Annotated in this window: 30 protein-coding genes; 7 read left to right on the top strand and 23 right to left on the bottom strand. The window is 68.2% G+C overall.

Annotation, left to right across the window (positions count from 1 at the left end):
* Positions 1-113 precede the first annotated feature (113 nt).
* The 8 genes from V7E09_RS06805 to V7E09_RS06770 form a co-directional block, all read right to left on the bottom strand.
* Complete coding sequence (locus tag V7E09_RS06805) at positions 114-518, bottom strand: HIT family protein (protein ID WP_324523186.1); 405 nt, start codon at positions 516-518, stop codon at positions 114-116.
* The gene (gene hisF, locus V7E09_RS06800) at positions 515-1294 is read right to left on the bottom strand and encodes an imidazole glycerol phosphate synthase subunit HisF (RefSeq protein WP_324510180.1); all 780 of its coding nucleotides are present in this window, start codon (positions 1292-1294) and stop codon (positions 515-517) included. The genes V7E09_RS06805 and hisF overlap by 4 nt, the downstream gene beginning before the upstream one ends.
* 75 nt (positions 1295-1369) lie before the next feature.
* On the bottom strand, positions 1370-4156 hold the full coding sequence (locus V7E09_RS06795) for a DEAD/DEAH box helicase (protein ID WP_324523185.1): 2787 nt from the start codon (positions 4154-4156) through the stop codon (positions 1370-1372).
* Positions 4153-5067, bottom strand: coding sequence for a diacylglycerol/lipid kinase family protein (locus V7E09_RS06790; protein ID WP_324510182.1), 915 nt, complete (start codon positions 5065-5067; stop codon positions 4153-4155). Before V7E09_RS06790 ends, V7E09_RS06795 begins: the two co-directional genes overlap by 4 nt.
* Positions 5064-5888, bottom strand: a complete 825-nt coding sequence (gene tatC / locus V7E09_RS06785; protein ID WP_324510183.1) for a twin-arginine translocase subunit TatC — start codon at positions 5886-5888, stop codon at positions 5064-5066. Before tatC ends, V7E09_RS06790 begins: the two co-directional genes overlap by 4 nt.
* Positions 5889-5895: 7 nt before the next feature.
* On the bottom strand, positions 5896-6180 hold the full coding sequence (locus V7E09_RS06780; protein ID WP_324510184.1) for a twin-arginine translocase TatA/TatE family subunit: 285 nt from the start codon (positions 6178-6180) through the stop codon (positions 5896-5898).
* Positions 6181-6456: 276 nt separating this feature from the next.
* Entirely contained in the window at positions 6457-7395 is a 939-nt protein-coding gene (locus V7E09_RS06775; RefSeq protein WP_324510185.1) for a helix-turn-helix transcriptional regulator, read from the bottom strand.
* Positions 7392-8318 carry a helix-turn-helix transcriptional regulator gene (locus V7E09_RS06770; RefSeq protein ID WP_324510186.1) on the bottom strand — a complete coding sequence of 309 codons (927 nt, stop codon included), beginning with the start codon at positions 8316-8318 and terminating at the stop codon, positions 7392-7394. Before V7E09_RS06770 ends, V7E09_RS06775 begins: the two co-directional genes overlap by 4 nt.
* Before the next feature lie 130 nt (positions 8319-8448).
* Between V7E09_RS06770 and gluQRS the strand changes: the two genes are divergently transcribed.
* Complete coding sequence (gluQRS, locus tag V7E09_RS06765; RefSeq protein WP_324523184.1) at positions 8449-9333, top strand: tRNA glutamyl-Q(34) synthetase GluQRS; 885 nt, start codon at positions 8449-8451, stop codon at positions 9331-9333.
* 19 nt (positions 9334-9352) lie between these two features.
* Here the strand turns inward: gluQRS and V7E09_RS06760 are convergent, their stop codons facing one another.
* Positions 9353-9889, bottom strand: a complete 537-nt coding sequence (locus V7E09_RS06760; RefSeq protein WP_324510188.1) for a PH domain-containing protein — start codon at positions 9887-9889, stop codon at positions 9353-9355.
* A gap of 4 nt (positions 9890-9893) precedes the next feature.
* Positions 9894-10049, bottom strand: a complete 156-nt coding sequence (locus tag V7E09_RS06755; RefSeq protein WP_164987369.1) for a hypothetical protein — start codon at positions 10047-10049, stop codon at positions 9894-9896.
* A 232-nt stretch (positions 10050-10281) separates the two neighbouring features.
* Between V7E09_RS06755 and mce the strand changes: the two genes are divergently transcribed.
* The 3 genes from mce (at position 10282) to V7E09_RS06740 (ending at position 13322) form a co-directional block, all read left to right on the top strand.
* Positions 10282-10728: a methylmalonyl-CoA epimerase gene (mce, locus tag V7E09_RS06750; protein ID WP_324510189.1), complete on the top strand. Its 447-nt coding sequence runs from the start codon at positions 10282-10284 to the stop codon at positions 10726-10728.
* A gap of 129 nt (positions 10729-10857) precedes the next feature.
* On the top strand, positions 10858-12060 hold the full coding sequence (locus tag V7E09_RS06745; protein WP_324510190.1) for a DivIVA domain-containing protein: 1203 nt from the start codon (positions 10858-10860) through the stop codon (positions 12058-12060).
* Between the two features lie 32 nt (positions 12061-12092).
* On the top strand, positions 12093-13322 hold the full coding sequence (locus V7E09_RS06740) for an AI-2E family transporter (RefSeq protein WP_324510191.1): 1230 nt from the start codon (positions 12093-12095) through the stop codon (positions 13320-13322).
* A gap of 6 nt (positions 13323-13328) precedes the next feature.
* Here V7E09_RS06740 and nucS read toward each other — a convergent pair whose 3' ends face one another.
* Positions 13329-14024: an endonuclease NucS gene (nucS, locus tag V7E09_RS06735; protein WP_324510192.1), complete on the bottom strand. Its 696-nt coding sequence runs from the start codon at positions 14022-14024 to the stop codon at positions 13329-13331.
* Between the two features lie 32 nt (positions 14025-14056).
* On the opposite strand from nucS, the gene V7E09_RS06730 reads away from it, so the two are divergent.
* Both V7E09_RS06730 and V7E09_RS06725 read left to right on the top strand, forming a co-directional pair.
* Positions 14057-14329: a hypothetical protein gene (locus V7E09_RS06730; RefSeq protein WP_324510193.1), complete on the top strand. Its 273-nt coding sequence runs from the start codon at positions 14057-14059 to the stop codon at positions 14327-14329.
* 1 nt (position 14330) lies between these two features.
* Positions 14331-15149, top strand: a complete 819-nt coding sequence (locus V7E09_RS06725; RefSeq protein ID WP_324523183.1) for an alpha/beta fold hydrolase — start codon at positions 14331-14333, stop codon at positions 15147-15149.
* Here the strand turns inward: V7E09_RS06725 and V7E09_RS06720 are convergent.
* On the bottom strand, positions 15141-15803 hold the full coding sequence (locus V7E09_RS06720; RefSeq protein WP_324510195.1) for a peptidylprolyl isomerase: 663 nt from the start codon (positions 15801-15803) through the stop codon (positions 15141-15143). The two genes, V7E09_RS06725 and V7E09_RS06720, sit on opposite strands and share 9 nt — an antisense overlap.
* A gap of 28 nt (positions 15804-15831) precedes the next feature.
* Between V7E09_RS06720 and V7E09_RS06715 the strand changes: the two genes are divergently transcribed.
* Positions 15832-16494, top strand: coding sequence for a cob(I)yrinic acid a,c-diamide adenosyltransferase (locus V7E09_RS06715; protein WP_324510196.1), 663 nt, complete (start codon positions 15832-15834; stop codon positions 16492-16494).
* Between the two features lie 62 nt (positions 16495-16556).
* On the opposite strand, the gene V7E09_RS06710 is transcribed toward V7E09_RS06715, so the two are convergent.
* The 11 genes from V7E09_RS06710 to V7E09_RS06660 all read right to left on the bottom strand — a co-directional run bounded on the left by V7E09_RS06710 (position 16557) and on the right by V7E09_RS06660 (position 25618).
* Complete coding sequence (locus V7E09_RS06710) at positions 16557-17003, bottom strand: DUF2550 domain-containing protein (RefSeq protein ID WP_324510197.1); 447 nt, start codon at positions 17001-17003, stop codon at positions 16557-16559.
* A gap of 15 nt (positions 17004-17018) precedes the next feature.
* Positions 17019-17438 (bottom strand): F0F1 ATP synthase subunit epsilon, encoded by a 420-nt coding sequence (locus tag V7E09_RS06705; RefSeq protein WP_324510198.1) that lies wholly within the window; start codon positions 17436-17438, stop codon positions 17019-17021.
* Positions 17439-17440: 2 nt separating this feature from the next.
* Entirely contained in the window at positions 17441-18895 is a 1455-nt protein-coding gene (atpD, locus tag V7E09_RS06700; RefSeq protein ID WP_324510199.1) for a F0F1 ATP synthase subunit beta, read from the bottom strand.
* A gap of 21 nt (positions 18896-18916) precedes the next feature.
* Entirely contained in the window at positions 18917-19822 is a 906-nt protein-coding gene (locus V7E09_RS06695; RefSeq protein WP_324523182.1) for a F0F1 ATP synthase subunit gamma, read from the bottom strand.
* Between the two features lie 8 nt (positions 19823-19830).
* Positions 19831-21465, bottom strand: coding sequence for a F0F1 ATP synthase subunit alpha (gene atpA / locus V7E09_RS06690; RefSeq protein WP_324510201.1), 1635 nt, complete (start codon positions 21463-21465; stop codon positions 19831-19833).
* Positions 21466-21520: 55 nt separating this feature from the next.
* Positions 21521-22315 (bottom strand): F0F1 ATP synthase subunit delta, encoded by a 795-nt coding sequence (locus V7E09_RS06685; RefSeq protein WP_324510202.1) that lies wholly within the window; start codon positions 22313-22315, stop codon positions 21521-21523.
* Positions 22312-22842: a F0F1 ATP synthase subunit B gene (locus tag V7E09_RS06680; protein ID WP_324510203.1), complete on the bottom strand. Its 531-nt coding sequence runs from the start codon at positions 22840-22842 to the stop codon at positions 22312-22314. Before V7E09_RS06680 ends, V7E09_RS06685 begins: the two co-directional genes overlap by 4 nt.
* Before the next feature lie 14 nt (positions 22843-22856).
* Entirely contained in the window at positions 22857-23087 is a 231-nt protein-coding gene (locus tag V7E09_RS06675; protein WP_166234393.1) for an ATP synthase F0 subunit C, read from the bottom strand.
* A gap of 48 nt (positions 23088-23135) precedes the next feature.
* Positions 23136-23960, bottom strand: coding sequence for a F0F1 ATP synthase subunit A (gene atpB, locus V7E09_RS06670; RefSeq protein ID WP_324510204.1), 825 nt, complete (start codon positions 23958-23960; stop codon positions 23136-23138).
* Positions 23961-24078: 118 nt separating this feature from the next.
* A complete protein-coding gene (locus V7E09_RS06665; RefSeq protein ID WP_324510205.1) occupies positions 24079-24519 on the bottom strand; it encodes a hypothetical protein in 441 nt (146 codons plus the stop codon).
* Positions 24512-25618, bottom strand: a complete 1107-nt coding sequence (locus V7E09_RS06660) for a glycosyltransferase family 4 protein (protein ID WP_324510206.1) — start codon at positions 25616-25618, stop codon at positions 24512-24514. Before V7E09_RS06660 ends, V7E09_RS06665 begins: the two co-directional genes overlap by 8 nt.
* Positions 25619-25646 lie beyond the last annotated feature (28 nt).

Raw genomic sequence — 25646 nt, 5'->3', positions numbered from 1 at the left:
ATGCACGAGGCCGAGCATAGCGCCGCTCGACCGGGCATCCGAACCCCGGACGTCCAATGTCTCGCATCGTGGAAGCACGACGCGAGACCACCCCGGGATGACCGGCCGAGAACTCAGCCGCTGATCCGCGCGGCGACCGCATCCAGATCGGTTTCGGCCGCCCGCACGAGCAGAGCCGCCATCCCAGGGTCCTCGGCATAGCGCGGCACGAGATGGACGTGCAGGTGGAACACCGACTGCCCGGCATCGGCTCCCACGTTCGAGACGATGTTCATCCCCGTGGCCTGCAGCTTCTCTTGCAGGAGACGTCCGGTGGCCGCGATCGCGGGCGCGATCGCGGCGAGCACCTGAGGCCCGGCCAGTGCGTCGCTGACATGCTCGCGGGGCACCACCAGCGTGTGCCCCGTCTTCAGCGGCTCGAGATCGAGAAAGGCGACCGCCGCGTCGTCGGCGTACACCTGCCTGCTCGGAATCTCCCCAGCCACGATGCGGCAGAAGATGCAGGTCGGATCGGTCATGCCAGCGCCCCTTCGGTGCGAACCTCGAAGCCGGCCTCGGCGAGACCCGCCTTTACCTCAGCGATGCTGAGGGTTCCGTAATGGAAGACGGACGCTGCCAGCACGGCGTCCGCACCCGCGCGCGCGGCGTCGACGAAATGGGCGACCTCCCCCGCTCCGCCCGAGGCGATGAGCGGCACGTCCACCACGGCACGCACCGCCTCGATCATCTCCAGGTCGAACCCGGCCGTCGTGCCGTCGGCGTCCATCGAGTTCAGCAGGATCTCACCCGCCCCCAAGTCGACCGCCGTGCGCACCCACTCGAGGGCGTCCAGGCCCGCCGCGCGGCGTCCCCCGTGCGTGGTGACTCCGTAGCCGGACGGCTGTCCCTGCTCCCGACGCGCGTCCAGGCTGAGGACGAGGACCTGGTTGCCGAACCGGTCGGCGATGTCGGCGATGGCCTGCGGTCGCGCGATGGCGCCGGTGTTGATCCCGATCTTGTCGGCCCCGCAGCGCAGCAGTCGGTCGACGTCCTCGGTGCCGCGCACCCCGCCCCCCACGGTCAGGGGAATGAACACGGTCTCTGCGGTACGGGTCACCATCTCGTAGGTGGTGGCGCGGCCGTCCGCTGAAGCGGAGATGTCGAGGAAGGTCACCTCGTCGGCTCCCTGCTCCCCATAGGCCCGGGCCAACGCGACCGGATCCCCGGCATCGCGCAGGTTGGTGAAATTGACACCCTTCACCACCCGACCGCCGTCCACATCGAGGCAGGGGATCACGCGGATGGCAACGCTCATGCTCCCCAGCCTAACCGGGTACGCGGCGTCGCCCGCGGACGTCTTGGAGCCGGGAGCCGCACCATCCCTGCAAGCTCAGTCGTCCTCGTCGTAGGCGACCCCGACGACGCCGCGGCGCAGCAGGTCGATCGCCTCGCGGGCCCGCGTACGCACCACCCCGGCCCCGGCGGCATCGGCCAACTGCCCGAGAAGGTCGATCACCATCCGCATCGACCGGACGAAATCCCCGGCCGTCAGATCGTTCTCGGCCAGGACCTCGGCCAGATCCCGACCGGACGCCCACGCGTACGTCGCCTCCGCGAAGCCGATGTCGGGTTCTCGGGAGGCGTCCAGCTTGTGATCGCGTTCCATCAAGGACAGATCCCGCCAGATGTGGCGCACGGAGGACTGGGCGATCTCGATCGACCGATTCGGCATCCGGGAAGGCCGTTTGGCATCTGCACCTCGCGACTCGTAGGTGAGGCTGCTGGCGACAGCGGCCAGCTCCGCGGAGTTGAGTTCGTCGAAGACGCCCGCGCGGATGCTCTCCGACGCCACCAGGTCCAACTCCGAGTAGATCCGCGCCAGCATGGCCCCAGCCTGGGTGACCCGTTCGGCGTCCGGGGTGAGATAGCCCAGGCCCGTCAACACAGCGCAGATCTTGTCGAACCGGACCGCGATGGTGTTGGAACGACGCTCGACCTGGCGGCGCAGGTCGGCGGTGTCGCGTTCGAGGCGAAGTGCCTTCTCGGCGGCACGCGCATGGGTCTCCCGGTCCGGGCAGGAATGTGCGGGGTGGTCCTGCACCGCTGACCGCAGTTCGGCGATCCTGGCGCTCGCCTCGGCATCCATCGCCGCGGGCGCATAACGAGACTCCCGAGTGTCCAGCCCGGCCAGCTTGGACTGGAAGGCAGCGGAAAGGTGGCGCCGATCCTTGGCCTGACGCGGATCGAAGTGCTTCGGGACACGCATCCGCCCCACCACCACGGGTGGTGAGGGAAAGTCGTGGACGCTCAACTTCTTCAGTTGGCGTTCCTGCGTCATCACCGTCGGGCTCGGGTTGCCCCGGTCCTTGCGGACGCCCGGGTCGACGACGACCGCCCATCCCTCATGACGGCCGGCCGGCACCCCGATGATGTCGCCGGGCGCCAACTCCAGCAGCGCGGAGATGGACTCGGCACGCCGATCCGTCCGGCGATTGCGGGCAGCTTCCCCCTCCAGGCGGCTGATCTCTGCCCGCAGGCGCGCGTACTCTTCGAGGTCCCCCTCCTCACAGGCGGCATCACGCCACAGCGCGGCGATCTTGTCGGTGTTGCGGGCCACCGCCCGTGCCACACCGACGACGGAGCGGTCGGTCTGATACTGGGCAAAGGACTGCTCGAGCAGGCCCCGCGCCCTCTCCCGCCCCACCCTGCCGACCAGGTTGACGGTCATGTTGTAGGTCGGGCTGAACGAGGAACGCAGCGGATAGGTCCGCCGTGACGCCAGACCTGCCACCTGACGCGGGTCGATGTCGCGCTGCCACAGCACGACCGCGTGCCCCTCGACGTCGATGCCGCGTCGGCCAGCCCGCCCCGTGAGCTGGGTGTACTCACCGGGGGTGATGTCGACGTGAGCCTCGCCGTTGTACTTGATGAGCTTCTCCAGCACGACACTGCGCGCCGGCATGTTGATCCCCAGGGCCAGCGTCTCGGTGGCGAACACCACCTTGACCAAACCTTCGACGAACCCCTGTTCGACGGCCTCCTTGAACGCCGGCAGCATCCCCGCGTGATGGGCGGCGATACCGCGCCGCAGCCCCTCTCGAAACGTCGCAAAGCCCAAGGCGGCCAGGTCATCGGGGCTGAGGCCCGCAGCGACGGAGTCGGCGATACTGTCGAGCCGCTCGCGTTCGGCCGGGGAGGTGAGCCGTAGCCCCGAATGCAGCAGTTGCCCCACGGCCTGATCGCAGCCCGCCCGGCTGAAGATGAAGTAGATGGCCGGCAGGAGACCTTCGGATTCCAGCTTCTCCACCGCGCCATCCCGTCGCGGCACCAGATTGGGACCCCGGTCGCCACGTTGCTGCGCGTTGCGTTCGATCCGCTCCCGCGTTCTGCGGCCCCGCCGGTGACGGCTGTCGTCTCGGACGAGCCGACTATCGCGCTTGGCCAACTGGAGCAGTTCCGGATTGACCTCGCCCGCGACGGGCAGGACGGACGCGGTGGGCGCCTCCTCGCTGAACAGGTCATACAGTCGCCGTCCGGCCATGACGTGCTGGAACAGCGGCACCGGCCGACGTTCGCTCAGCACCACGCGCACATCCCCGCGAACCTCGGCCAGCCAGTCCCCGAACTCCTCCGCGTTGGACACGGTCGCGGACAGCGACACCAACTGGACGGACGGGGCGAGCCCGATGATGACCTCTTCCCACACCGCTCCGCGGAAGCGGTCGGCCAGGTAATGGACCTCATCCATCACGACGTAACCGAGATTGCGCAACGCCGACGAGTTGGCATAGATCATGTTCCGGAGCACCTCGGTGGTCATGACCACGACGTCGGCGTCCGCGTTGAGGGACGTGTCACCGGTCAGCAGCCCGACCCGTTGAGCCCCGAACCGCTCCACGAGATCGTGGTACTTCTGGTTGCTCAGCGCCTTGATCGGCGTGGTGTAGAAGCAGCGTCGCCCCTGCCTCAAGGCCAAGAACACGGCGAACTCGCCCACCACCGTCTTGCCCGCCCCGGTCGGCGCGGCGATCAGGACGCCCGCACCCGCTTCCACCACGGCGCACCCGTCCCGCTGGTAGGGGTCCAGGGCGAAGGCGAAGCCCGCAGCGAACTCCGCATACGCGGGGCCGGGTTCGGGGACCTGTGGCGGGGTGACCTGCTGCGGTGTCGGGCTCACGCGCCGCCTCCGGCGCCGAACGTCGGATCCGCGTAGGCGAGCAGGGCTCCGGGAGCCGCGGTGCAGGTCAACGGGGGGCGTCCCAGGGGTTCCCCGTCCGCCATGCCGTGCAGCCCGGGCCCATCCACCACGACGGACGTGGCGCGCAGGTACTCCAGGGCGGGGTGCTTGACGAAATTGCGTCCGCGTAGCCTCGGGAACAGCGTCAGCAGCCGCCCCCGGGAGACAGGGTGGACGATGGTGACGTCGAGCAGACCGTCGGTCAGATCGAATCCGGGCGCGATCCGGATGCCGCCACCGAAATAGCCCGCGTTCGCGACGGCGACCAGCATCGCGTCGAGCTCTCGCTCCTGCCCGTCGATGACGAGCCGATACCTCAACGGGCGGAACGCGCGCAGTTCCGCGAGCACCGCCCCCAGATAGGACAGGGCCCCCAGGTCGAGGCCCGCATTGTTCGCTCGAAAGTTCACCCGCTCGTCGAAGCCGGTGGAGACCACACAGCCGACATACCGCCGGGTGCCGGCATAGAGGGCTCCGGTGATCTCGGCCAGGTCCACCGCGCACGTGCTGTCGCGCACGATGGCCGCCAGCCCGTCGCGCCAGTGCCGGATCCCCAGGCTGCGGGCGAAGTCGTTGCCGGTCCCGGCGGGCAGAATGCCGAACGGGACGCCGGAGCGCGCCGCCGCGTTGAGCCCGATGTGGGCCATGCCGTCGCCACCCACCACGGCGAGGCCTCCGGTGGCGGAGGCCACTGCCTCGGAGCAGGCCTGGGCGGCGTGCTCCGCCGACCGCGCCAAGACGATGCGGGGTTGGATGCCCGCCTGGGTCAGGCCGGCCTCCAAGCGCGGCGTGAGCAGACGTCCGCTGCCATGCCCGGCCTCGGGATTGACCACCAGGGTCAGAGTCCTCATGCAGAAACCAGATCCGATCCGAGCCGCTTGGCGCGGCGCTTGTCATTGGCCCGGCAGATGAACTCGGCGATGATGTACAGCGCCATCATCGGAAGCGCGAGGGCCAGCATGGAGAACGGGTCACCGCCGGGGGTGGCGGCCGCGCCGAACACCGCGCAGCCGAACAGTGCGTAGGGACGGGCGCTCGCCAGCGCCTTGGCCGACAGCACCCCCATCAGATTCAGGGTCACCAAGACCACGGGAAGCAGGAACCCCAGCCCGAACACGAGCATCAGCTGCATCATGAGCTTGAGGAAGTCGTCGATGTAGATGAGGTTCAACGCCGACACCGTGTCCGGCATGAAGCCCAGCATGACGATGACGGCCTGCGGCAAGATGACGTAGCCGAGGACGACGCCTGCCAAGAACAGCGGCACCGCAGCGCCCAGGAACAGCAAGGCGTACTTCTTCTCCTTCGCCAGCAGCGCTGGCGCCAGGTAGGCCCACACCTGATAAAGCCAGACCGGGCTGGTCAGCACCAGCCCCCCGACAGCGCTGACCATCAGTTGCAGCATCAGGGGCGCCACCACGCCCGACAGCGCAGCCTCGATCCTCAGATTGGGGTGGCTCGCGTTGATGGCGGCGCGGGCCTGCTCATAGGGGTCGAGCAGGAAGCTGTACAGCGGCAGGTAGAAGATCCAGCACACGATCAGCCCCACGACGATCACCAGAGCGGAGACGATGATCCGGTAGCGCAGTTCGCGCAGGTGATCGGCCAGCGACATCACCCCGTCGGGCGACGCCTTCGGGGGCTTCAGCCAGCCCAGGTTCAGGCGGGCCATGGAGCTCTCAGGCCTGGTCGCGCTTCTCGGCCTGGATGGGCTCGACGACCTCGGCGTCCACGACCTCGGCGGTGGTGCCGGCGGCCGGCGGCGTCTGAGGCAGCGCGTCGCGGTCGGACGCCTCGCGCTTGGCCTTCTCCTCGTCGACCTTGATCTGGCGTGTCTCATCCTTGAACTCGCGCAGCGCCCGGCCGGCGTTCTTGCCGGCGCCGGCGAGGCGGGAGCCACCGAAGATCAGGAGCGCGAGAACGATCAGGATGACCCATTCCCAGCCCTGCATGTTGAACGGCATAGCTTCTCCTTGATAGGTGACGTGCACAGTCTAGGCGTTGGTGGTGTCTCCACCAGGGTGACGGAGCGCCGCGAGGCGACGCGCATCCAGGCGTCCCACCTCGGCAGGGAATGCGGCGGCATGGCTTGTCAACTCGGAAATCTCCGCCTGCAGGACCGCCAGTCGACGGCGGAGGGAACGGGTCAGAACGTACGCTGCGCCACCCGCGAGCACCGTCGTTGCGACGACGATCCACAGCCACATCACCGGAGCACCCTATCCCACCGGGGTGACACCTCAGCCCTCACCCGACAACGCGTCGCGCGCCGCCTGGATCGCCGACCGGGCGGCCTCCGGCGGGTCGACTCCCACCACCGCCGGCCCCAACCGCAGGAGCAGCCGTCGCAACCATGCTGGATCGGCTACCAGGAACCGCACTCGCGTCACTCCGTCGGGTCGTTCCTCCACGGCCAACGTCGGGTGATACTCCACGATCCAGCGTCCTGGGGGCGTGACGTCGACCGCCACTTCGGCGGCATCCGGGCGGCCGTCCAGCCAGCCGCTGGCCAGGGGCGGCGGGGTGCCGTGCTCCCCCGCCGGCTCACCCGTGGCAACGACCTCGGACACCCGGTCGAGCCGGTAGGTACGCCAGCCACCCCGCTCGCGTGACCACGCCGTGAGGTAGCCATAACCGTCGCGCGTGGCCAGCCCGGCCGGATCCACCACCGGCCGGGTCGTGGAGCCGCGAGCCGCCCCGTGATAGGTCAACCGGACGGCCACGCCGCGGGTCAGCGCGTCAGCGAGAGCCTCGCGGACGCCCTCCTCCCCCGCTTGGACGGTCACCCCGACCCGGTCGCCCGCGCCGAAGACAGCCTCGAGCTTGGCGCGGGCCGACGCGACCGCGGGCGCCAGATCGGCATCGGCCATGTCTTCCAGGGCACCCAAGGCGACGATGAGGCTCATGGCCTCCTCGACGCTCAACCGCAACGGCCGGGAAAGGAACTCGGCGTTCTCCAGCCGGATCCGGCCCTCGGCCAGCGCATCCATATCGACCTCGATGAGGTCTCCTGGCATCCCGCCTGGCAGTCCGCAAAACCACAACACGTTCAGGTCCGCCACCAACTGTCGGGCCGGGACGTGGAACACCGCCGCCGTCTGCTCGAGGTCGGCGTCCGGGTGCGCTTGCAGGTACGGCACCAACGCCAGCAGCCGCGGGACCTGACTCGCCGAGGTCATCGCCACGCCGCCACCGCCTCCAGATGGGCCCGCACGGCGTCGGCGAGGGCGGGGGGCGCCAGCACGATCACATCCGACCCGTAGGACGCGATCTCGCCGGCGTCCGAACTCGTCTTCGTGCGCCACGCGAGGTAGCCCTCGGGGGTGTCCGCCTCGGCCGGTTCGGCGAACCGGACCAGTTCGTGTGCAGCCCCCTCCCGGATGGCTAGGACCGCCTCCTTGTCGCGGCGCGCGGCCAGGGAGGCGACATGGCGATCGACCTCCCCGGGGGCCGGGCTCCGGACCTGCCCGGGAGCGCGCTGGGGGGTCTGCTCGATGCGGGACACCTTGAAGGAACGGCCGGCCGCACGTGTGCGGTCGTAGCCGATCAGATACCACGCCCCGTGCCTCGACAGCAGCCGCCAGGGTTCGACGACACGCGGCACTCCCTTGTATCGGAACGACACCGGCATGCCTGCCAGCGTGGCCTGCCACAGCGTCTCGAAGGCGGGCTCCCGTGCAGCCACCGAGGGGGCGAAGCCGGCGACCCGTTCCCCGTCGGGGTCGAGCCCGGCCGCCCTCAGCTTCGCCAGCGCGGTGGTGGCGTCGCCGTGGAGCCGGGCGTCGTCCCACACCGTCGAGGCGACGCCGAGAGCAGCCAACTCGGCCGGCGAGAAGTCGATCTCGGGCAGTTCGAAGTCCCGCCGCCGAATCCGGTACCCGACTTCGTCGGGGAACAGCGACGAGTTGGACCCGGTCTCCACCGGGACGCCGAGGGCGCGCAGTTCATCCTTGTCACGCTCGAAGGTGCGCTCGAAGGCGGCATCCGACAGCCCCTGGTAGCCAGCGACAAGTTCGCGGATCTGTTCACGCTCCACGAAACGACGCGCCATCAGCAGGCAGATGGTGAGGTTCATGATCCTCTCGGACTTGCGCGCTGACACGCCCACAGGCTACTCAAGCGCAGGCTGTCAGGGCGCAGGACGCGCCACATGACCCGCGCGAGGCGGCCACCGCGGCGCCGGTGGGCTAGATTCCCGACCGAGGGACGTTCGACATCACGGAGGTGGGGCGGTGACGGGGCGGTTCGCGCCGAGTCCGACGTCGGACCTTCACCTCGGCAACCTCCGCACCGCCGTCGTGGCTGCGCTCCTGGCTCGTGCCGCCGGTGTCGGCTTCCTGGTGCGCATCGAGGACCTCGATGTCGGACGGGTGGGTGCGGCGGGCGACGTCGCGACGCGCCAACTGCACGACCTGGCGCTGCTCGGGCTGAGCTGGGACGGCCCCGTGGTGCATCAGTCGGCGCGCCTGGACCGCTACCGCGCTGCCGTGGACCACCTGCCGACGTACGAGTGCTTCTGTACGCGGCGAGAGATCGCGGAGTCGGCCTCGGCGCCGCACGCCGACGGGTACCGGCCCTATCCCGGCACCTGCCGTGGCCTCACCGCCGTACAGCGTGCCGACCGGCGCCGCGAGCGTCCACCGGCCCTGCGCGTGGACGCCGGCGCAGCCTCGATCACCGTCCACGACCGGTGGGCGGGCGCCGTCGCGGGAGTCGTGGACGATTTCGTGGTGCGTCGCAACGACGGCGCCTACTCCTACAACCTGGCCGTCGTGGTCGACGATCTCGCCCAAGGGGTGACGCAGGTGGTCCGCGGTGACGATCTCCTCAGCAGTTCCCCGCGTCAGGCGTGGCTGGCGCGACGACTGGGTGGCGTCGAGCCCGAGTACGCGCATGTGGGTCTCGTGGTGAACGCCGCTGGCCGACGGCTGGCCAAACGCGACGGCGCCGTGACGTTGGCACAACTCGCCCGGCGTGGCACCTCGGCGGCGGACGTGGTCAGCCTGATCGGGCACTCGCTGGGCCTCAACGAACCCGGGGAACCGGTCACCCTGGCTGACCTGAGCCGCCGCTTCGACCCGGCACGTCGTCCGGCCGCGTGGGTGTGGCCCGGCTGACCCACCCGGGTGGTCCGACCTAGATGCCGTCCCAGTCGGCGGGCGCCTCCATGCGGGCACGCAGGCCGGCGCGCTGAATGACCCGCTGGATGGTGAGATCTCGCTCCTCGATCCGGGGGACGAAGTTGATCTGCTTCAGGCCCTGGTCCTGGGCGGCCGACTCGAAGACGAAGTGGCCATAGCCGAGCAGTTGGCCCGGCAGGGTCTGGCGGACGGAGATGTCCAGGATCCGTGCGATCGGCATCGTCGCCATGTGCTGATCGACGATGCCATGCACACGGAAGACCCGCATGTTGGTGATGAGGAACCGGTCCATGAACTCGGCATGAATCCGGTAGAACCCGACGCTCGCGGCCGCGAGCGCCGCCAGCAATGCCAGCCACCAACCAGGACCCAGCAAAGGCATCACGAGAGCGAAGCCGATCGCCGCGACGACCATGAGCGTGGGCACGGCGTAACACACCCAGTGTTTGCTCACCTCGTCGACGATGAACTCACCCTCGTCCACCAGGAGCCGCCGCGACGCTTCCGGGCGCAGGAAGCGTGACAGCGACACCACGTCAGCGCGCCAGGGAGTCGAAGAACCGTCCGATGGAATCGAAGATTCCGAGCAGGAAGCGGACGAACTCGGCGGCGGCCTCGGGACGCGTGTACAGATAGAAGATCGCGAACATGGCAATGAGCGCGAGCAGGATCGTCTTGATCCATTTGCCCATGGGTCCTCCAGGGGGAAGGTCTGGTTCCAGCGGTGCGGGTCGGCCTCCAGTGTGCCGCACCCGCACGCGCACCGAACCCGCGGCACGCCGACACCGTCCCCTTCGCGGGGGACGCCGCCTCGTTACCCCGCCTGCGCGACGCCCTCAACGCGGCTTCGAGCCGACCTGGAGTTGGCCTGACCAAACGGTCGCGACGCCCCCGAAACGGCCGCACGTGTGCCACGCTTGAGCTATGGAAAACACCGACCTTTTCGTCTGCATCGATCACGTCGGTCTCGCCGTCCCCAACCTCGACGAGGCCATCGAGTTCCACACGAACGTCCTCGGCTGGCGCCTGCTGCACCGCGAGAGCAACGAGGAGCAGGGCGTGGAAGAGGCCATGATCGGCACTGGCGATCAGCTCTCCCAGAACGCCCAGATCCAGCTGCTGGCGCCGCTGAACGAGAACTCCACCATCGCCAAGTTCCTCGATCGCAACGGCCCCGGCATGCAGCAGCTCGCCTACCGCGTCACCGACCTCGACAAGGTCAGCGCAACCCTGCGTGATCGCGGCGTCCGGCTGCTGTTCCCCGAGGCGCGTCGCGGCACCAACGACAGCCGCATCAACTTCTGTCACCCCAAGGACACCGGTGGCGTCCTGCTCGAGCTGGTCGAACCCAACAAGAACGCCGCTCACTGACGAACCTCCCGGCACAGGCCCGTTCCGCACTAGCCTTGAGTGCGGGCGGGCCTGTTGCACGCCTGGGCTCCGGGACCGGCAGTAGCATCGGCCCCAGCCCGACACGCACTTCAGCCGAGAGGATGGACCGTGACCCAGCAGCAAGAACCGCACGGCCTGGATTTGTTCGATGACAACGCCAGCGCGGTGCGCGGCTTCCCCAATGCGATGCTCGGCTACGACAAGAAGGCCGTCGACGACTACATCCGCGACGTGGAGCGCCAGCTCACGCTGGCGCGGCACCAGTTGCGCGAAGTCCAGCGCGAACTGACGGCGTCCAACCTCCGCGTCGATGACACCGACTTCAGCAAGCTGGGGGCGCACACCGCCAACCTCTTGAAGGTCGCCGAGGCCCAGGCCTCGGATCTCATGGAGCGTGCTCGTTCCCGCTCCGCCGCTCTGGTGGAGCAGGCCAAGGCGGAGGCCGATCGCACCCGCGACGAGGCCTCGGCGACCGCCGAGGAGGCCCGTCAGGAGGGCATCGCCTCGCTGCGCGTGTTGCGTGAGGACCTCGACCGGCAGACGACCGACGAATTGCAGGCCGCACGCGTCGAGGCGCAGGGCCTGCGTGACGCGGCCGACCGGCACCGCGAGGCCGTCCTGGCCGACGCGTCCAACCAGGCGGCCGCCCTCGTGGCGGACGCCCGCCGCGAGATCGACCAACTGCTGTCCCAGGCGCACCGGGAGGCGGCTGAGGCACGGGCCGCGGCCGCGCAGGAGCGCGAAAGCGTCCTCGCGGGGCTGCAAGACGAGCAGGCAGCGCTGACCGAGCGCCTCCGCGTGACCTCCGGGGACGCCGCGCGCGCCTCTGAGGAACTGCAGGACGCGCTGCGCCAGGCATCGGAGGATCTTCGCGGTCGGCAGCAGGCCGCCTATGCGGAGGCTCAGGAGACCAAGGCCGCAGCCATTTCCGAGGCTGCCGGGATCGTCGCCCGCGCCAAGGTCGACGCCGAGACCCGGCTGGCCAGCGCCGACAACGAGATGGCCGCCCGCAACGAGCGCCTCAAGCGAGAGCAGCGACACCTGCGCCAGCGCAAGCAGGCGCTGCTGTCGCAGCTGGCCCAGCTGTCCAGCCTGGCGATCGAGACGGCCGAGGAGTTCCCCGACGACGAGGCGACCGGCCCGATCCCGGAACTGCTCGCCGAGGCGGCGCCGGAAGCATCCTTGGAGCCCATCGTGCTCGGCGAGGGCATCGCAGCCGAGCCGTCCAGCGAGTCACAGAGTGAGGTCACCGACGTCGAGGGCGCCGTGGAGGCCCCCTCGGACGACTCCGAGGGGCACCAGGGCTCGTGACCCCCGCCTCCGAGGACGGCGGACGTGATCCCATGTCGACCACCGATGACGCCGGTGTGACCTCGCCGCGCCCGACACCGCCGCGCAGCGCCGCGTCCGCCCCCGAAGCGCCCAGGAGCGCACCGGCGGACGTGCCGCGGCGGTGGTGGCGCCGGCTGCGGCGAGGCTCGCAGGTCACCCCTCCCGACCCTCAGCCGGACCCGGCACTGGACCAGGCGATCCCCCCGACCAGCCTGCAATACCGCAACCCGTTCCAGATCGGCTTCCTGGTCACCCTGGGGGGGCTGCTGGCCTTCGGAATGCTGACCGCGCTGTCGGCGCTGCAAAGCGTCCTCCTCATGGGGGTGCTGTCGCTCTTCCTGGCGCTGGGGCTCAACCCCGTGGTGGAGTGGTTCACTCGCCGCGGAGCCCCCCGGGGCCTGGCGGTGGCCATCGTGGCCCTCACCCTGGTCGTCGTCTTGGTGCTCGGCGCATGGGCTGTGCTGCCGCTCCTGACCGAACAGGTCAACTCGCTGGTGCTGAGCTTCCCCGCCTACCTGCAGGGATTGCGGGAGAACTCCACCGTCGCCGACCTGGACGCACAGTTCGATCTGATCAACCGAGCCAGTCAAGCACTGGTCTCAGGCACCTGGGTGGAAGGGATGTTCGGCGGCATCCTCGGCGCTGGGATGGCGATCGCGAACGTCTTGTTCAGCGCGTTCGTCACACTCGTGCTGACCCTGTGGTTTCTGGCCTTCCTCCCCGGCATCAAGAACACGATCTACCAACTCGCCCCCGCCTCCCGGCGTCCACGCGTGCGGTACCTCGCCGGAGAGGTGTTCCGGCGCGTCGGGGGCTACATGTCCGGCCTCTTCCTGGTGGTGTCGCTCGCGGCGGGTTCGGCCTTCATCTTCCTCAACCTGGTCGGCCTGGGCGCCTATTCGCTTGCCCTCGCCGTAGTCGTGGCGGGGTTTGCCTTCATCCCGCTGGTGGGGCCCACGATCGCGATGCTGATCGTGGCGGTGGTCGCGTTCTCCACGAGCACCACCACGGGCATCATCACGATCATCTTCTTCGTCGTCTACCAACAGGTGGACGCCTACTTGATCCAGCCCCGCATCTTCCAGCGATCGGTCAACGTCCCCGGTCCGCTCATCGTGATCGCAGCCCTGTCCGGCGGCATCCTGTTCGGGATCCCCGGAGCGCTGATCGCCATCCCGACGATGGCCTCCGCGCTGCTGATCTACCGCGAGGTACTCATCCCCGCCCTGGATCGCGCCTGAGCCGGGTCAAAACAGCCGGTCCTCGGCGTGGTCGATGCCGCGCAACGCGTCGTAGTCCACGGTGACGCACCGGATGCCGCGCGCGGAGGCCAGGACCTTGGCCTGCGGCTTGATCTGCTGGGCCGCGAAGACCCCTTGAACGGGACGCAGCCGCGGATCGGCGTTGAGCAGGTCCAAGTAGCGGGTGAGCTGTTCGACACCGTCGATCTCTCCGCGCCGCTTCACCTCGACGGCCACATGGGCACCGTCCGCGTCGCGGAACAAGATGTCGACGGGACCGATCGCGGTCATGTATTCACGGCGGACCAACTGCCAGCCCGCCCCGAAGGTGTCCGGGTTCTCGGCCAGCAGGGCCTGCAGGTGCGCCTCCACCCCGTCCTTGACGAGCCCAGGGTCGACCCCGAGTTCGTGGCTGGAGTCGTGCACCACCTCGGCCACGGAGATCATCAGCTTGTCTCCGTCCTTGTTCTCGACCTCCCACACCTGCTTGAGTTCGCGTTCGTGGGGATCGGACGGGTCGGCGTCACGCATGACGAGCGTGCACGGCGGGTTCATCCAGTTGAGGGGCTTGTACGCCCGGTCGTCGGCGTGGATCGAGATCGACCCATCGGCCTTGAGCAGGATCAGGCGGGTCGCCATGGGGAGATGAGCCGACAGTCGTCCGGCGTAGTCAACTTGGCAGCGGGCAATCATCAGACGCACCGCGCCACCTTACCCCCTATAAACTGGCCGACGTGGCCAAGCGACCCTCCAAGCATCTGCGCCCCGCGCGGCCCCTGTCGACCAGCTTTGCTCGGACCGAAGCCAAGCGTGATGGCTCCTGGAACGTGCAGTCCGTCCCCAGCGGCCGCTCCGAGAAGGAGTACCTGTGCCCGGGCTGCCAACGCATCGTCCCGGTCGGCTCCTCCCATCTGGTGACCTGGCCTGTGCTCACCCCCATCGGCAGTGCCAGTGGCGTCGACCATCGTCGCCACTGGCACACCGCCTGCTGGGCGAGGCGAGGCTGACGTGTCGCTCCACACGATGAGGATCGGCTCAGGCGTCCCGCGGGTCGCCTACCTCCACGGTCTTCTGGGTCAGGGCAAGAACCTCGCCACGCTCGCCAAGGCGGTCTCGGCGTCCGACCCGGGCGTGCTGATCGACCTCCCCAACCACGGACGTAGCGCCTGGACGTCCGGTTTCGACTATGCCGACTGGGCCGATGACGTCGCCGACACCGTGCGCGATCTGCTGCCGCCCGGCGTGCCGATCACCGTGTTCGGGCACTCGATGGGGGGCAAGACCGCCATGGCGCTCGCCCTGCGTCACCCCGCCTTGGTGCGGGCCCTCGTGGTCGCCGACATCGCCCCTGACGATTCGTCCCACGGCTACGGTTTCGGCCGTCTGGTCAACGGCCTGCGGAACCTCCCCCTCGACCAGGTCCGGACCCGTGAGGACGCCGACGCGCTCCTCGCGGCCGCTGTTCCCGACGCAGGGGTACGGGCCTTTCTGCTGCAGAATCTGCACCGGGCCAAGCCGGACGGCTGGCGCTGGCTCCCCAACCTGGATCTCCTGGCGGCCTCTCTGCCTCAGATCAGCGGCTGGCCTGCGGGACTGCGGGGCCCCTACCTGGGGCCGGTGCTATGGCTGCGAGGCGGCGAGTCCGGCTATGTGACCGACGATCACGCCCCGGCGATGCGGGCATTGTTCCCCCGCACCCGCCTGGTGACGATCAAGGGCGCCGGTCATTGGCTTCACGCCGACCAGCCCGACGCCGTCGCCGCCACCCTGCAGACCTTCCTCGACACCCTCCGACCTCAACTCGGGAGCTCAACCAGTTCAGCCTAGGGTGACCGACACCAGTTCGGTCGGAACCAGCGGGCGGCCCGTCCCGTCGGCATTGCTGGCGTCCTGGCCCTGGTAGGCGCGATCCCCCAGCGCCTCGATGGCGGCTTGATCCAGGTGCCCAAAGACGGTGTAACTCGCCGGCAGCGGGCTGTCGGCGTATACGAAGAAGAACTGCGAGCCGTTGGTATCGCGCCCAGAGTTCGCCATCGCGATCGTGCCGGCGGGATAGGTGGCGTCCGAGGCCACCTCGTCGTTGAAGGTGTACCCCGGACCGCCTCGCCCCGTCCCGGTGGGGTCCCCGCACTGCAGGATGAAGATGCCCGAGGTGGACAGTCGGTGGCAGGAGGTGCCTGCGTAGAACCCCTGGGTGGCGAGGCTCTCGAAGGAGTTCACCGTGCAGGGTGCCGCCCCGCGGTCGAGTTCGCCCTGCAGCGTGACGTCGCCCAGGTCGAAGGTGACGGGCGTGGTCCCCGTCGCCGGAACGTTCTGCCAGTCCGGAGCATCCACCGGCTTGGCCGGTGTACCGCTGGGCCGATAATCGCACGTCACCGTCCCGGGTGACGCCGTGCTGGTCGCCGGCCGGATCGCGCAGGCGGTCGTCGAGGCAGCCAGCAGGCAGCCGAGAAGCAGCGGAATCGTCGCGCGGAGTTTCACCACGTCAGGTTCACATTAGGGTGGTGACATGGTCAACTTGACGCGCATCTACACCCGCACCGGGGACGCCGGTCAGACCCGGCTGTCGGATCTCTCCCTGACCAGCAAGACCGATCCCCGGGTGCAGGCCTATGGGGACGTGGATGAGGCCAACAGTGTTCTCGGCATCGTGACCACCCTGGAGGCGCTCCCCCAGCCCCTTATGGAGACACTGCGCACGATTCAGAACGAACTGTTCGATGTGGGCGCAGATCTGTCGAACCCCGTGGTCCCCGAGCCCACGTGGGAACCACTGCGCATCACCCAGCCCAGCATCGACCGGCTGGAGGCCTGGTGCGATGAATACTCCGACGATCTTGCCAGCCTGGCCAGCTTCATCCTTCCCGGCGGCACCTCTAGCTCCGCCTATTTGCACCTCGCCCGGACGGTGGTCCGGCGGGCGGAGCGCTCCGCCTGGGCGGCGGCGCTGGAGTACGGCCTTGAGGACGGCGAACAGCAGGCGTCGGGTGGGCTCAACCCGCTCGCGATCACGTACCTGAATCGACTCTCGGATCTGTTGTTCATCCTCGCACGCGTCGCGAACTCCGGTCACGACGTGATGTGGGTGCCGGGCAAGGATCGTGAGCCCGCAGGCGAGCGAGCGCGCAAGCACCGGGCCCGCATCGAGGCGGCGCAAGCGGAGACCGAGTAGGCGGGGCGGATCCACGCCCTGCTGTGAGGAGGCAGTGGTACGCGCCGCCGGACACACCGCTGCTAACCGACCAGGCGCCCGTCCGACATGCCCGGAGGGCTGGCCTCGACCCAACTCGTGAAGGCCGTGAGGTCGGGGCGGGCCATGGCCAAGGACACGCCCGCACTTCGTCCGCCCAACTCGACCATCACGTGGCCGGGAAACACCCCCGACCCCTCACCGCCGCGTGCCGGGTGAACGTGCAGGACCAGCGTGTCCTGACGCAGCAGCGTGACCTTGGGACGCAGCGAGAGGCTCAGCACGCGGTACCACTGGAAGGCGTCCCCGTGAAAGCGAGCGACCCCGACCTTCCAGACGGAGGTCGGGGTGCGTTGCAGGGAACAGGCGAACACGCGGCCGTGGCCCATCGACAACCATGCGCGCCGAAACAGCAGCCAGGCGATCGGGGCGAGCACGCAGACCAGTACGAGGGCGGCCACTCCGGCCGACAGGCTCCCCCAGTCCGGCATGCTCTCCCTCGTCCGTCAGTGCTTTTCCGCGGCCCGCTTCGCGGCGCGCACCTGGGCGCTGGCGCGGTGGACGTGCTGCATCGTCTCCGTGCTGGCGTCGCCGTCCTCGAGCGCCTTCTGTGCCGCGGCGAGTTCCCGTTCGGCCTCCGGCAGGGATATCTCGTGTGCGAGCCGGGCGTACGAACTCAGCAGTGAGACCCGGTTCTCGGCCACGGACAGGAAGCCGCCGTCAACCGCGACCACCTCACGCTTGCCGTCGACGGACAACACCTCAGCGGCGGAGGGAACGAGGATGGCCAGCAACGGCTCGTGGTTGGCCATGATGCCGATGTCGCCCTCCAACGTGCGGGCGATGACCGACAAGGCGTCGCCCTGCCAGATCAGCCCGTCCGCGCTGACCACCTCCACGTGGAGGGGGCTGGAGTCGAACGCCATGCTCAGCCTTCCTTCTGGATGCGGTCCCAGTTCTCCATGACCATGTCCATCCCGCCGACGTTGAAGAAGGCCTGCTCGGCGATGTGATCGACCTCACCATCGCAGATCATCTTGAACGAGGCGATCGTGTCGGCCAGCGGAACGGTCGACCCTTCGATCTGAGTGAACTTCGTGGCCATGTAGGTGTTCTGGCTGAGGAACTGCTGGATGCGGCGGGCCCGCGCGACGATGATCTTGTCCTCCTCGGACAGTTCGTCGACGCCGAGGATGGCGATGATGTCCTGGAGTTCCTTGTTCCGCTGCAGGATCTGCTTGACCCGCGTGGCCACGTCGTAGTGCTCTCGGCCGACGTACTGCGGATCCAGGATGCGGGAACTGGAGGACAGCGGGTCCACGGCCGGGTACAGACCACGGGAGGCGATGTCGCGGCTGAGTTCCGTGGTGGCGTCGAGGTGGGCGAACGTGGTAGCCGGAGCTGGATCGGTGTAGTCGTCGGCGGGAACATAGATCGCCTGCATCGAGGTGATCGAGTGGCCGCGCGTCGAGGTGATCCGTTCCTGCAGCTGACCCATCTCGTCGGCCAGGTTGGGCTGGTAGCCCACCGCCGACGGCATCCGGCCCAGCAACGTGGACACCTCCGAGCCTGCCTGGGTGAAGCGGAAGATGTTGTCGATGAACAACAGCACGTCCTGCTTGTCGACGTCACGGAAGTACTCCGCCATCGTGAGTGCCGTCAGCGCCACGCGAAGCCGGGTGCCCGGCGGCTCGTCCATCTGGCCGAAGACCAAGGCGGTGTCCTTCATGACGCCCGCCTCGATCATCTCGTGGATCAAGTCGTTGCCCTCACGCGTACGCTCCCCCACGCCAGCGAACACCGAGGTGCCGCCGAAGTTGTGCGCGATACGGAAGATCATCTCCTGGATCAGAACCGTCTTGCCGACGCCTGCGCCGCCGAACAGGCCGATCTTGCCGCCCTTTACGTACGGGGTCAGCAGGTCCAGCACCTTGATGCCCGTCTCGAGCATCTCCGTCTTCGGCTCGAGTTGGTCGAACTTGGGCGCCTGGCGGTGGATCGGCCAGCGCTCCTCAACGACGACGCCCGCGGGGTCCTCGTTCAGCACGTCGCCGGTGACGTTCCACACCCGTCCCTTGGTCACCACGCCCACGGGAACGGAGATGGGCGCCCCGGTGTCGACGACCTCGGTGCCGCGGCGCATGCCGTCGGTGGGCTTGAGCGAGATGGCCCGCACCATGTTGTCGCCCACGTGCAGGGCGACCTCGGCGGTGATCTCTCGGCTCAGTTCGCCGGCGTCGATCTGGATCTTGAGCGCATTGAGGATGTCGGGCATCTGGTCGGCGGGGAACTCCACGTCCACCACCGGGCCGATGACGCGCGCGACACGTCCCACGCCGGGAGTGGCCTGGGCCTGGGTCGGGTTCTCAGCAGTCACGGTCATGTTGCTTCTCGCTTCCTTGCCTCAGTCGGCGCTTGCTTCGGCGAGCGCGCTGGCGCCACCGACGATCTCGGTGATTTCCTGGGTGATTTCGGCCTGGCGCGCCTGGTTCGCCTCGCGCGTCAGGGATTCGATGAGCTGATTGGCGTTGTCGGTGGCGGACTTCATCGCACGCTGCTGGCTTGCCAACTGGGACGCCGCCGACTGCAGCAGGTAGAACCACACCCGGCTGCGGACGTACAGCGGCATGAGCTCATCCAGCACGGTCTCGGGGTCCGGCTCGAACTCGTACTGCGGGATCACCTCGTGTGCCCCCGCGGCGGTCGTCTCGGCGACGACCTCGAGCGGCAGCAGCCTCCGGGCGCGCGGCACCTGCGTCAGCATCGACTCCATGCGTGTGTACACGGCGTGGATTTCGTCTACTCCCCCTTCCTCGTAAGGGGTCAGGAAGTCGGCGATCAAGGCGTCGGCGATCTCGTGGGCCTCGGCGTAGGTGGGGGCGTCGCTGAAGCCCTCCCAGGAACGCTCGACGGGCAACTGCCGGAAGTTGCAGTAGTTGATGATCTTGCGACCCACCGCGTAGCGCTTCACCTCGACGCCCTGCTGCTCCAGCCGGATCCGCATCCGTGCCGCCGTCTTGATGGCGTTGGAGCTGTACGCGCCGTTCATGCCTCGATCAGAGGTGATGATGAGCAGCGCAGCCCGACGGACCTGCTTGACGGGCGTGGTGAGCGGATGCTCCACGCTGGCGTGCGTCGCCAGCGCGGACACCGCACGATTGAGCTCGCGGGTATAGGGCAGCGCCCGCTGAGCGGTTTGCCGCGCACGGATCACCTTGGACGCAGCGATGAGTTCCATCGCCTTGGTGATCTTCATGGTCGCCGACACCGACTTTCGCCGCTGTCGAAGCTCCCTCAGACTCGACGCCATAGCGTGCCTCAGCCCTTCTTGACGACGATCTGCTCGGAGTCAACGTCCTCATCGCCCAGGGCCTTGGCCGGAGCTTCGCCCTCGACCAGATGACCCTGTCCGGTGGCGAACTGCTCCTTGACCGTGGCGATCTCCGCGATCACCGCGGCCGCGGTGTCGTCGTCGAACTTCTGCGTCGCGGCGATCGTCGTCAGGATCGGGGTGTTGAGCCGCAGGTGCTCCAGCAGCTCCGACTCGAACCGCAGCACGTCCTCGACAGGAATGTCGTCGAAGTGCCCGTTGGTGCCCGCCCACACGCTGACAACCTGCTCCTCAACCGGGTAGGGCTGGTATTGGCCCTGCCGCAGCAGTTCGGTGAGCCGCGCACCGCGGTCGAGCTGACGACGCGACGCCGCATCCAGATCCGAGGCGAACATGGCAAACGCCTGCATGTCGCGGTACTGCGCCAGGCTGATCTTCAGCGTGCCCGCGACACCCTTCATCGCCTTGATCTGGGCGGCGCCGCCGACACGGGACACCGAGATACCGACGTCGATGGCCGGACGCTGGTTGGCGTTGAACAGGTCGGACTGCAGGAAGATCTGGCCATCGGTGATGGAGATCACGTTGGTGGGGATGTAGGCCGAGACGTCGTTGGCCTTCGTCTCGATGATCGGCAGACCGGTCATGGAGCCGGCGCCGAGTTCATCGGAGAGCTTGGCGCAGCGCTCCAGCAGGCGCGAGTGGAGGTAGAACACGTCGCCGGGGTAGGCCTCGCGGCCCGGGGGGCGACGCAGCAGCAGCGACATGGCCCGGTAGGCCTCGGCCTGCTTGGTCAGGTCGTCGAAGATGATCAGGACGTGCTTGCCCTCATACATCCAGTGCTGGCCGATCGCCGAGCCCGAGTAGGGGGCGATGTACTTGAAGCCGGCCGGATCGGAGGCGGGGGCGTGCACGATGGTCGTGTAATCCAGCGCACCGGCGTCCTCCAGCGTCTTGCGCAGGGCCGCGATCGTCGAGCCTTTCTGGCCGATCGCGACATAGATGCAGCGCACCTGCTTGGTCGGGTCGCCGGATTCCCAGTTGGCCTTCTGGTTGATGATCGTGTCGATGGCGATCGCGGTCTTGCCGGTCTTGCGGTCACCGATGATCAACTGACGCTGGCCGCGGCCGATCGGGATCATTGCGTCGACAGCCTTGATGCCGGTCTGCAGGGGCTCGCGCACCTCCTGGCGATCCATCACGCCTGCCGCCTGCAGTTCCAGGACGCGCCGACCGGTGATGTCGGCGATCTCGCCCAGCCCGTCGATCGGGTTGCCCATCGCGTCGACGGTGCGGCCGAGATAGCCCTCGCCCACCGGCACGGACAGGACCTCGCCGGTGCGACGGACGGTCGAACCCTCTTCGATGCCCTCAGACTCCCCGAGCACCACGACGCCGATCTCGCGAACGTCGAGGTTCAGTGCGATGCCGAGTGTGCCGTTGGCGAACTCCAGCAGCTCGTTGGCCATCGCCGACGGCAGCCCTTCCACCTTGGCGATGCCGTCACCCGAGGTGACGACCACGCCCACCTCTTCGCGGGTGGACGCTCCGGGGGTGTACTCCTGGACAAACCGGTCGAGGGCGTCCCGAATCTCATCGGGACGAATGGTCAATTCCGCCATGGGATGCGTCCTTCGCTTGCCTGCTATGAGTGTTCTATGTCTTCGGTGCTGACCGTCAGGCCAGCTTGCGTCGGGCGTCGTGGAGGCGTCCGGAGACGGTCCCTTCGATGACCTCGTCGCCGACGGCGACCCGGACACCGCCCAGCACGTGAGGGTCCACCACGACCCGCAGGGTCAGCGCCCGCCCCACCTGGGAGGTCAACGCCGCGAGCAGTCGGTGTTCTTGTTCGGGTGTGAGGGGCCGGGCGACCGTGACGGTCGCCACCGCGCGGGAGCGCAGCTCAGCGGCCGCCGCCAAGTAGCTCTCCACCGTCAGGTCGAATGTTCGCTTGCGTGCGGCGACGGCGCGCACTGCCAGCTGTTCGGTCGAGACCAGCACCTTCCCAGCCACCAGCCCACCGATGAGCCGCTGCCGTGCGTCCAAGGGCGCCTGCCGGTCGGCGAGGGCGCTGCGGAGCGCGGGAGTCGCGTCCACGAGCCGTTCGACCTTGAACAGTTCGTCCTCAAGCCGGTCGAGCGCTCCCTCGGCCTCGGCCACGCGCAGGAGCGCACGGACCCCCTGCCGTTCCAGCGCGTCGACGAAGGCACCCGCTCCGCTCCAGCGCACCCGTGCCGCCTCACCCACCACGGCCACCGCGGCAGCCCCCACGCGAGGCGCCAGCAGCGCCTGCGCGAGCGCCTGCCGCGCCTCGTCCGGGGTGGACGGGTCGGTCAGGGCGCGTCGCAGGGCCGGCTGGCCCGCGACCGCATCCGCGACCGCGAACAGGTCGGCTGCCAGGTCCGCCGAGGCGGGCTGTGCGTCCGCCACCGCGTCCAGGGCCGTGAGGCGGGCTTCGGCGGCGGCGCTCATGCCTGGCCCGCCGGGTGCGACTCGAGGTCGGCGATGAATCGGTCGACGGTCCGTGCCGCACGGGCATCGTCATCGAGCGACTCACCGATGATGCGGCCGGCCAGCGTCGTGGCCAGGCCACCCACTTCGGTCCGCAACTGGGTTACCGCGGTTGCGCGTTCGGCATCGATCTGCGCCTTGGCGTTCGACAGCAGCCGGCTGCTCTCCTCGGTCGCCTGCTGGCGCATGTCGGCGATGATCGCCGAGCCCTGCGCCTTGGCATCCTCGCGGATACGCGATGCCTCATCACGAGCGGTCGTCAGCTGGGCGCGGTACTCGTCCCGGGCGGCGTCGGCCTCGGCCTGGGCAGCCTCGGCCTTCTCGATTCCGCCCTGGATCTCCTCGGTGCGCTCCGCATACATCGCCTCGAACCGGGGCACGACGACCTTGGCCGCGACGAACCAGATGATGACGAAGAGGACGATCCCGATGAACAACTCCTCGGGATGCTCCGGCAAGAGCGGCCCGAGGCCTTCGAGGGGCAACATGGATAGGCCCCAGGTCACTGCAGCACGAAGGCCAGCGCGATGCCGATGATCGCCAGGGCCTCCACCACTGCGAAGCCGATCCAGGCGGTGCCCATCATGGCGCCACGGGCCTCAGGCTGACGCGCCGTGCCGTTGATGACCGAGGCGAAGATCCAGGCCACGCCCAGAGCCGGGCCCAGCGTCGCCAGCGCGTAGCCGATCATGTTGATCGAGCCGTTGATGGTGATCTCCAGGAAGGGGAGCATTGGGATTCCTTTCGGATGGTGTCTTTCAGGCGAAAGTCAGCGGGTTTATCAGTGGTCGTCGGAGATGGCCGAAGCCACGTACTGAGCGGTCAAGACGGTGAAGATGTAGGCCTGGATCGAGCCGACCAACAACTCCAGGGCGAAGATGGCGAAGCTGAACAGCAACGACACCACGCCAGCGGTCTGCAGCAAGGGGATCGGGAAGCCCTGGAGGGGCTGGGTGGTGGTCAGCAGCATCGTGCCGCCCACCACGAACACCATGATGACCAGGTGCCCCGCGAAGAGGTTCGCGAACAGACGCAGCCCGAGCGTCAGCGGCCGAACGATGATGTTGGACAAGAACTCCAGCGGGATGATCAAGATCCACAAGAACTTGGGAACCCCGGCAGGCAGCGTCGCCTGTTTGAGGTACCCGAGCAGCCCCCACTTTCGGATGCCCGCCACGTTGTAGAGCAGCCACGCACACAGCGCCAAGCCCCACGCATACCCGATCTTGGAGAATGTCGGGAACATGAAGACGAAGAACTGCCCGAAGAGGTTGTTCACCAGAATGAAGGAGAACAGCGCGAGGAGGAAGGGAAGGTAGCGCCGGAAATCGTGGCCCAGGATGTCCCGGGCGATGCTGTTGCGCACCAAGCCGTAGAGGGTCTCACCGAAGAACTGCTTACGCGTCGGGACCGTCTTCAGGTTGCGAGACATCCACCACCAGAAGAACATCACCAGCAGCGCGCCGATGACGGCCTGCGCGGCATGGTTGTTGACCCAATCGGGCAGAACTCCGGGGAACAGGGGCCGAGAGTCGAAGCTGTGCTCGCCCGGTGGCCACGATTCGCCCTCCAACGGAAGAAGAAGCAACCCGTTGGTACCGCCCATTGCGCCTCCTTGTGCGGTCGGTCATCCCATCAACGCCGCCAGCCCCAAAAGGCGAGGTCCGGTGCGCCAGGAACTCTAGCAACCCGTCACCCCCGAGTCACATCGAGCCGTGACCGGTCTAGGCCGGGGGTGGATCGAAGACGGGGATGCGCAGCCTGGAGTAGGCGTACAACTCGAAGCAGATCCACCCCAGGACCACCGCGATGGTCGTCACGACCAGGGCAATCGGATCGAGCCAGGTGAACCGCTGCGCCTGGGTGAGCGTCACAGCCAGCGCCAGGCCGAGCACGGTCACCCGGGCCAGATAGGAGGCCAGCCAGGCGAACAGCACGACCTTGGGCGCGGCGTCAGCGACGATGACCTGAGCCCCCAGCGCGATCGCGTAGAACGCGATGGTGGCCGCCGCGGCGATGGCGGCGGTGATGCCCGCGTCCGCTCCGGCCAGGGCCCAGAACAGCCCCACCGAGGTGAATGCGGCGATGTGGCCGCCGACCAGGCCCGCCACCAGCAGACGCTGAGCCCGCAGCACGTTGTCGCTGGGCTTGCCGCGCTCAGCCATGGGAAGCCCTCCGCCGCAGCCGTGGCCACAAGGTCAGCACCACGGCCACGACCACCCCCGCACCTGCGGCATATGCGGGCCAGGCCGCGTCGACGATACCCAGCCCCACCATCCCGAAGGCGATCACGGCGGCCCACAGCCACAGCAGGGCCACCGCCGCCGCGTGGCTGTGCCCCAACTGGAGCATCCGATGGTGGAGGTGCTGCTTGTCTGCCTCGAACCACAGTTTCCCGGCCAGGGTCCGACGAACGTAGGCGCTGACCAGATCAATGAACGGAAGCGCCATCACGGCGAACGGCAACAGCAGTGGCAGATAGGCCGAGAGCAGTGAACCGCCGCTGGCGTTCACGCGGGACGGATCGAGTTGCCCGGTGAGACTGATCACCGAGGTGGCCAGCAGGAACCCGAGCAGGAGCGCACCCGAGTCGCCCATGAACATGCGCGCCTTGTGAACATTGTGGGGAAGGAACCCCAGGCAGACCCCCACCAGGGCCACGGTGATCAGGGAACTCGTCGTCGCCCGCACCAGATCCTGCTCGTAGCTGAGCAGGTAGGCGTACACGAAGTAGGACGCGGCGCCGATCGCGACGACCCCGGCGGCGAGCCCGTCGAGGCCATCCATCAGATTCACGGCGTTGGTGCAGAACAGGATGACGAAGACGGCCAGCGCGATGGAGGCGATGTTGTCCAGCGCGATGATCCGATCGGGCAGCGGAATCCAGTAGAACTTCACCCCGTTGAGGACCACGATTCCCGCCGCCAGTACCTCGCCGGACAGTTTCGCGGCGGCCCCCAACTCGAACAGGTCGTCGACGACACCGACGACGCACATGACCAAGGCTCCGGCGAAGATGACCCAGGCATCGCGCTGAACCAGTTCGGATCGGCCGAGCCAGGGCAGATGCGTGGCGACGATGAGCGCGGCCGCCAGCCCCCCGAGCATCGCCACCCCTCCGAAGTAGGGAATGGGTTTGGTGTGGACGTCTCGCACCCGGACCAGGGCGACTGCGTTGTAGCGAAACGCCAACCGCCGTGCGAGGCTCGCGACCACGTACGTGATGCCCGCGGCGACGAACAGGACCAGCAGATACTCGCGCACCGCTCAGGCCTCGTCGGGCTGCACAGGC

The organism is Propioniciclava sp., assembly GCF_036744435.1.
Taxonomy (GTDB): domain Bacteria; phylum Actinomycetota; class Actinomycetes; order Propionibacteriales; family Propionibacteriaceae; genus Propioniciclava.
The sequence above is the reverse complement of the archived record's forward strand: the minus strand, read 5'-3'. Positions and strand labels throughout refer to the sequence as shown.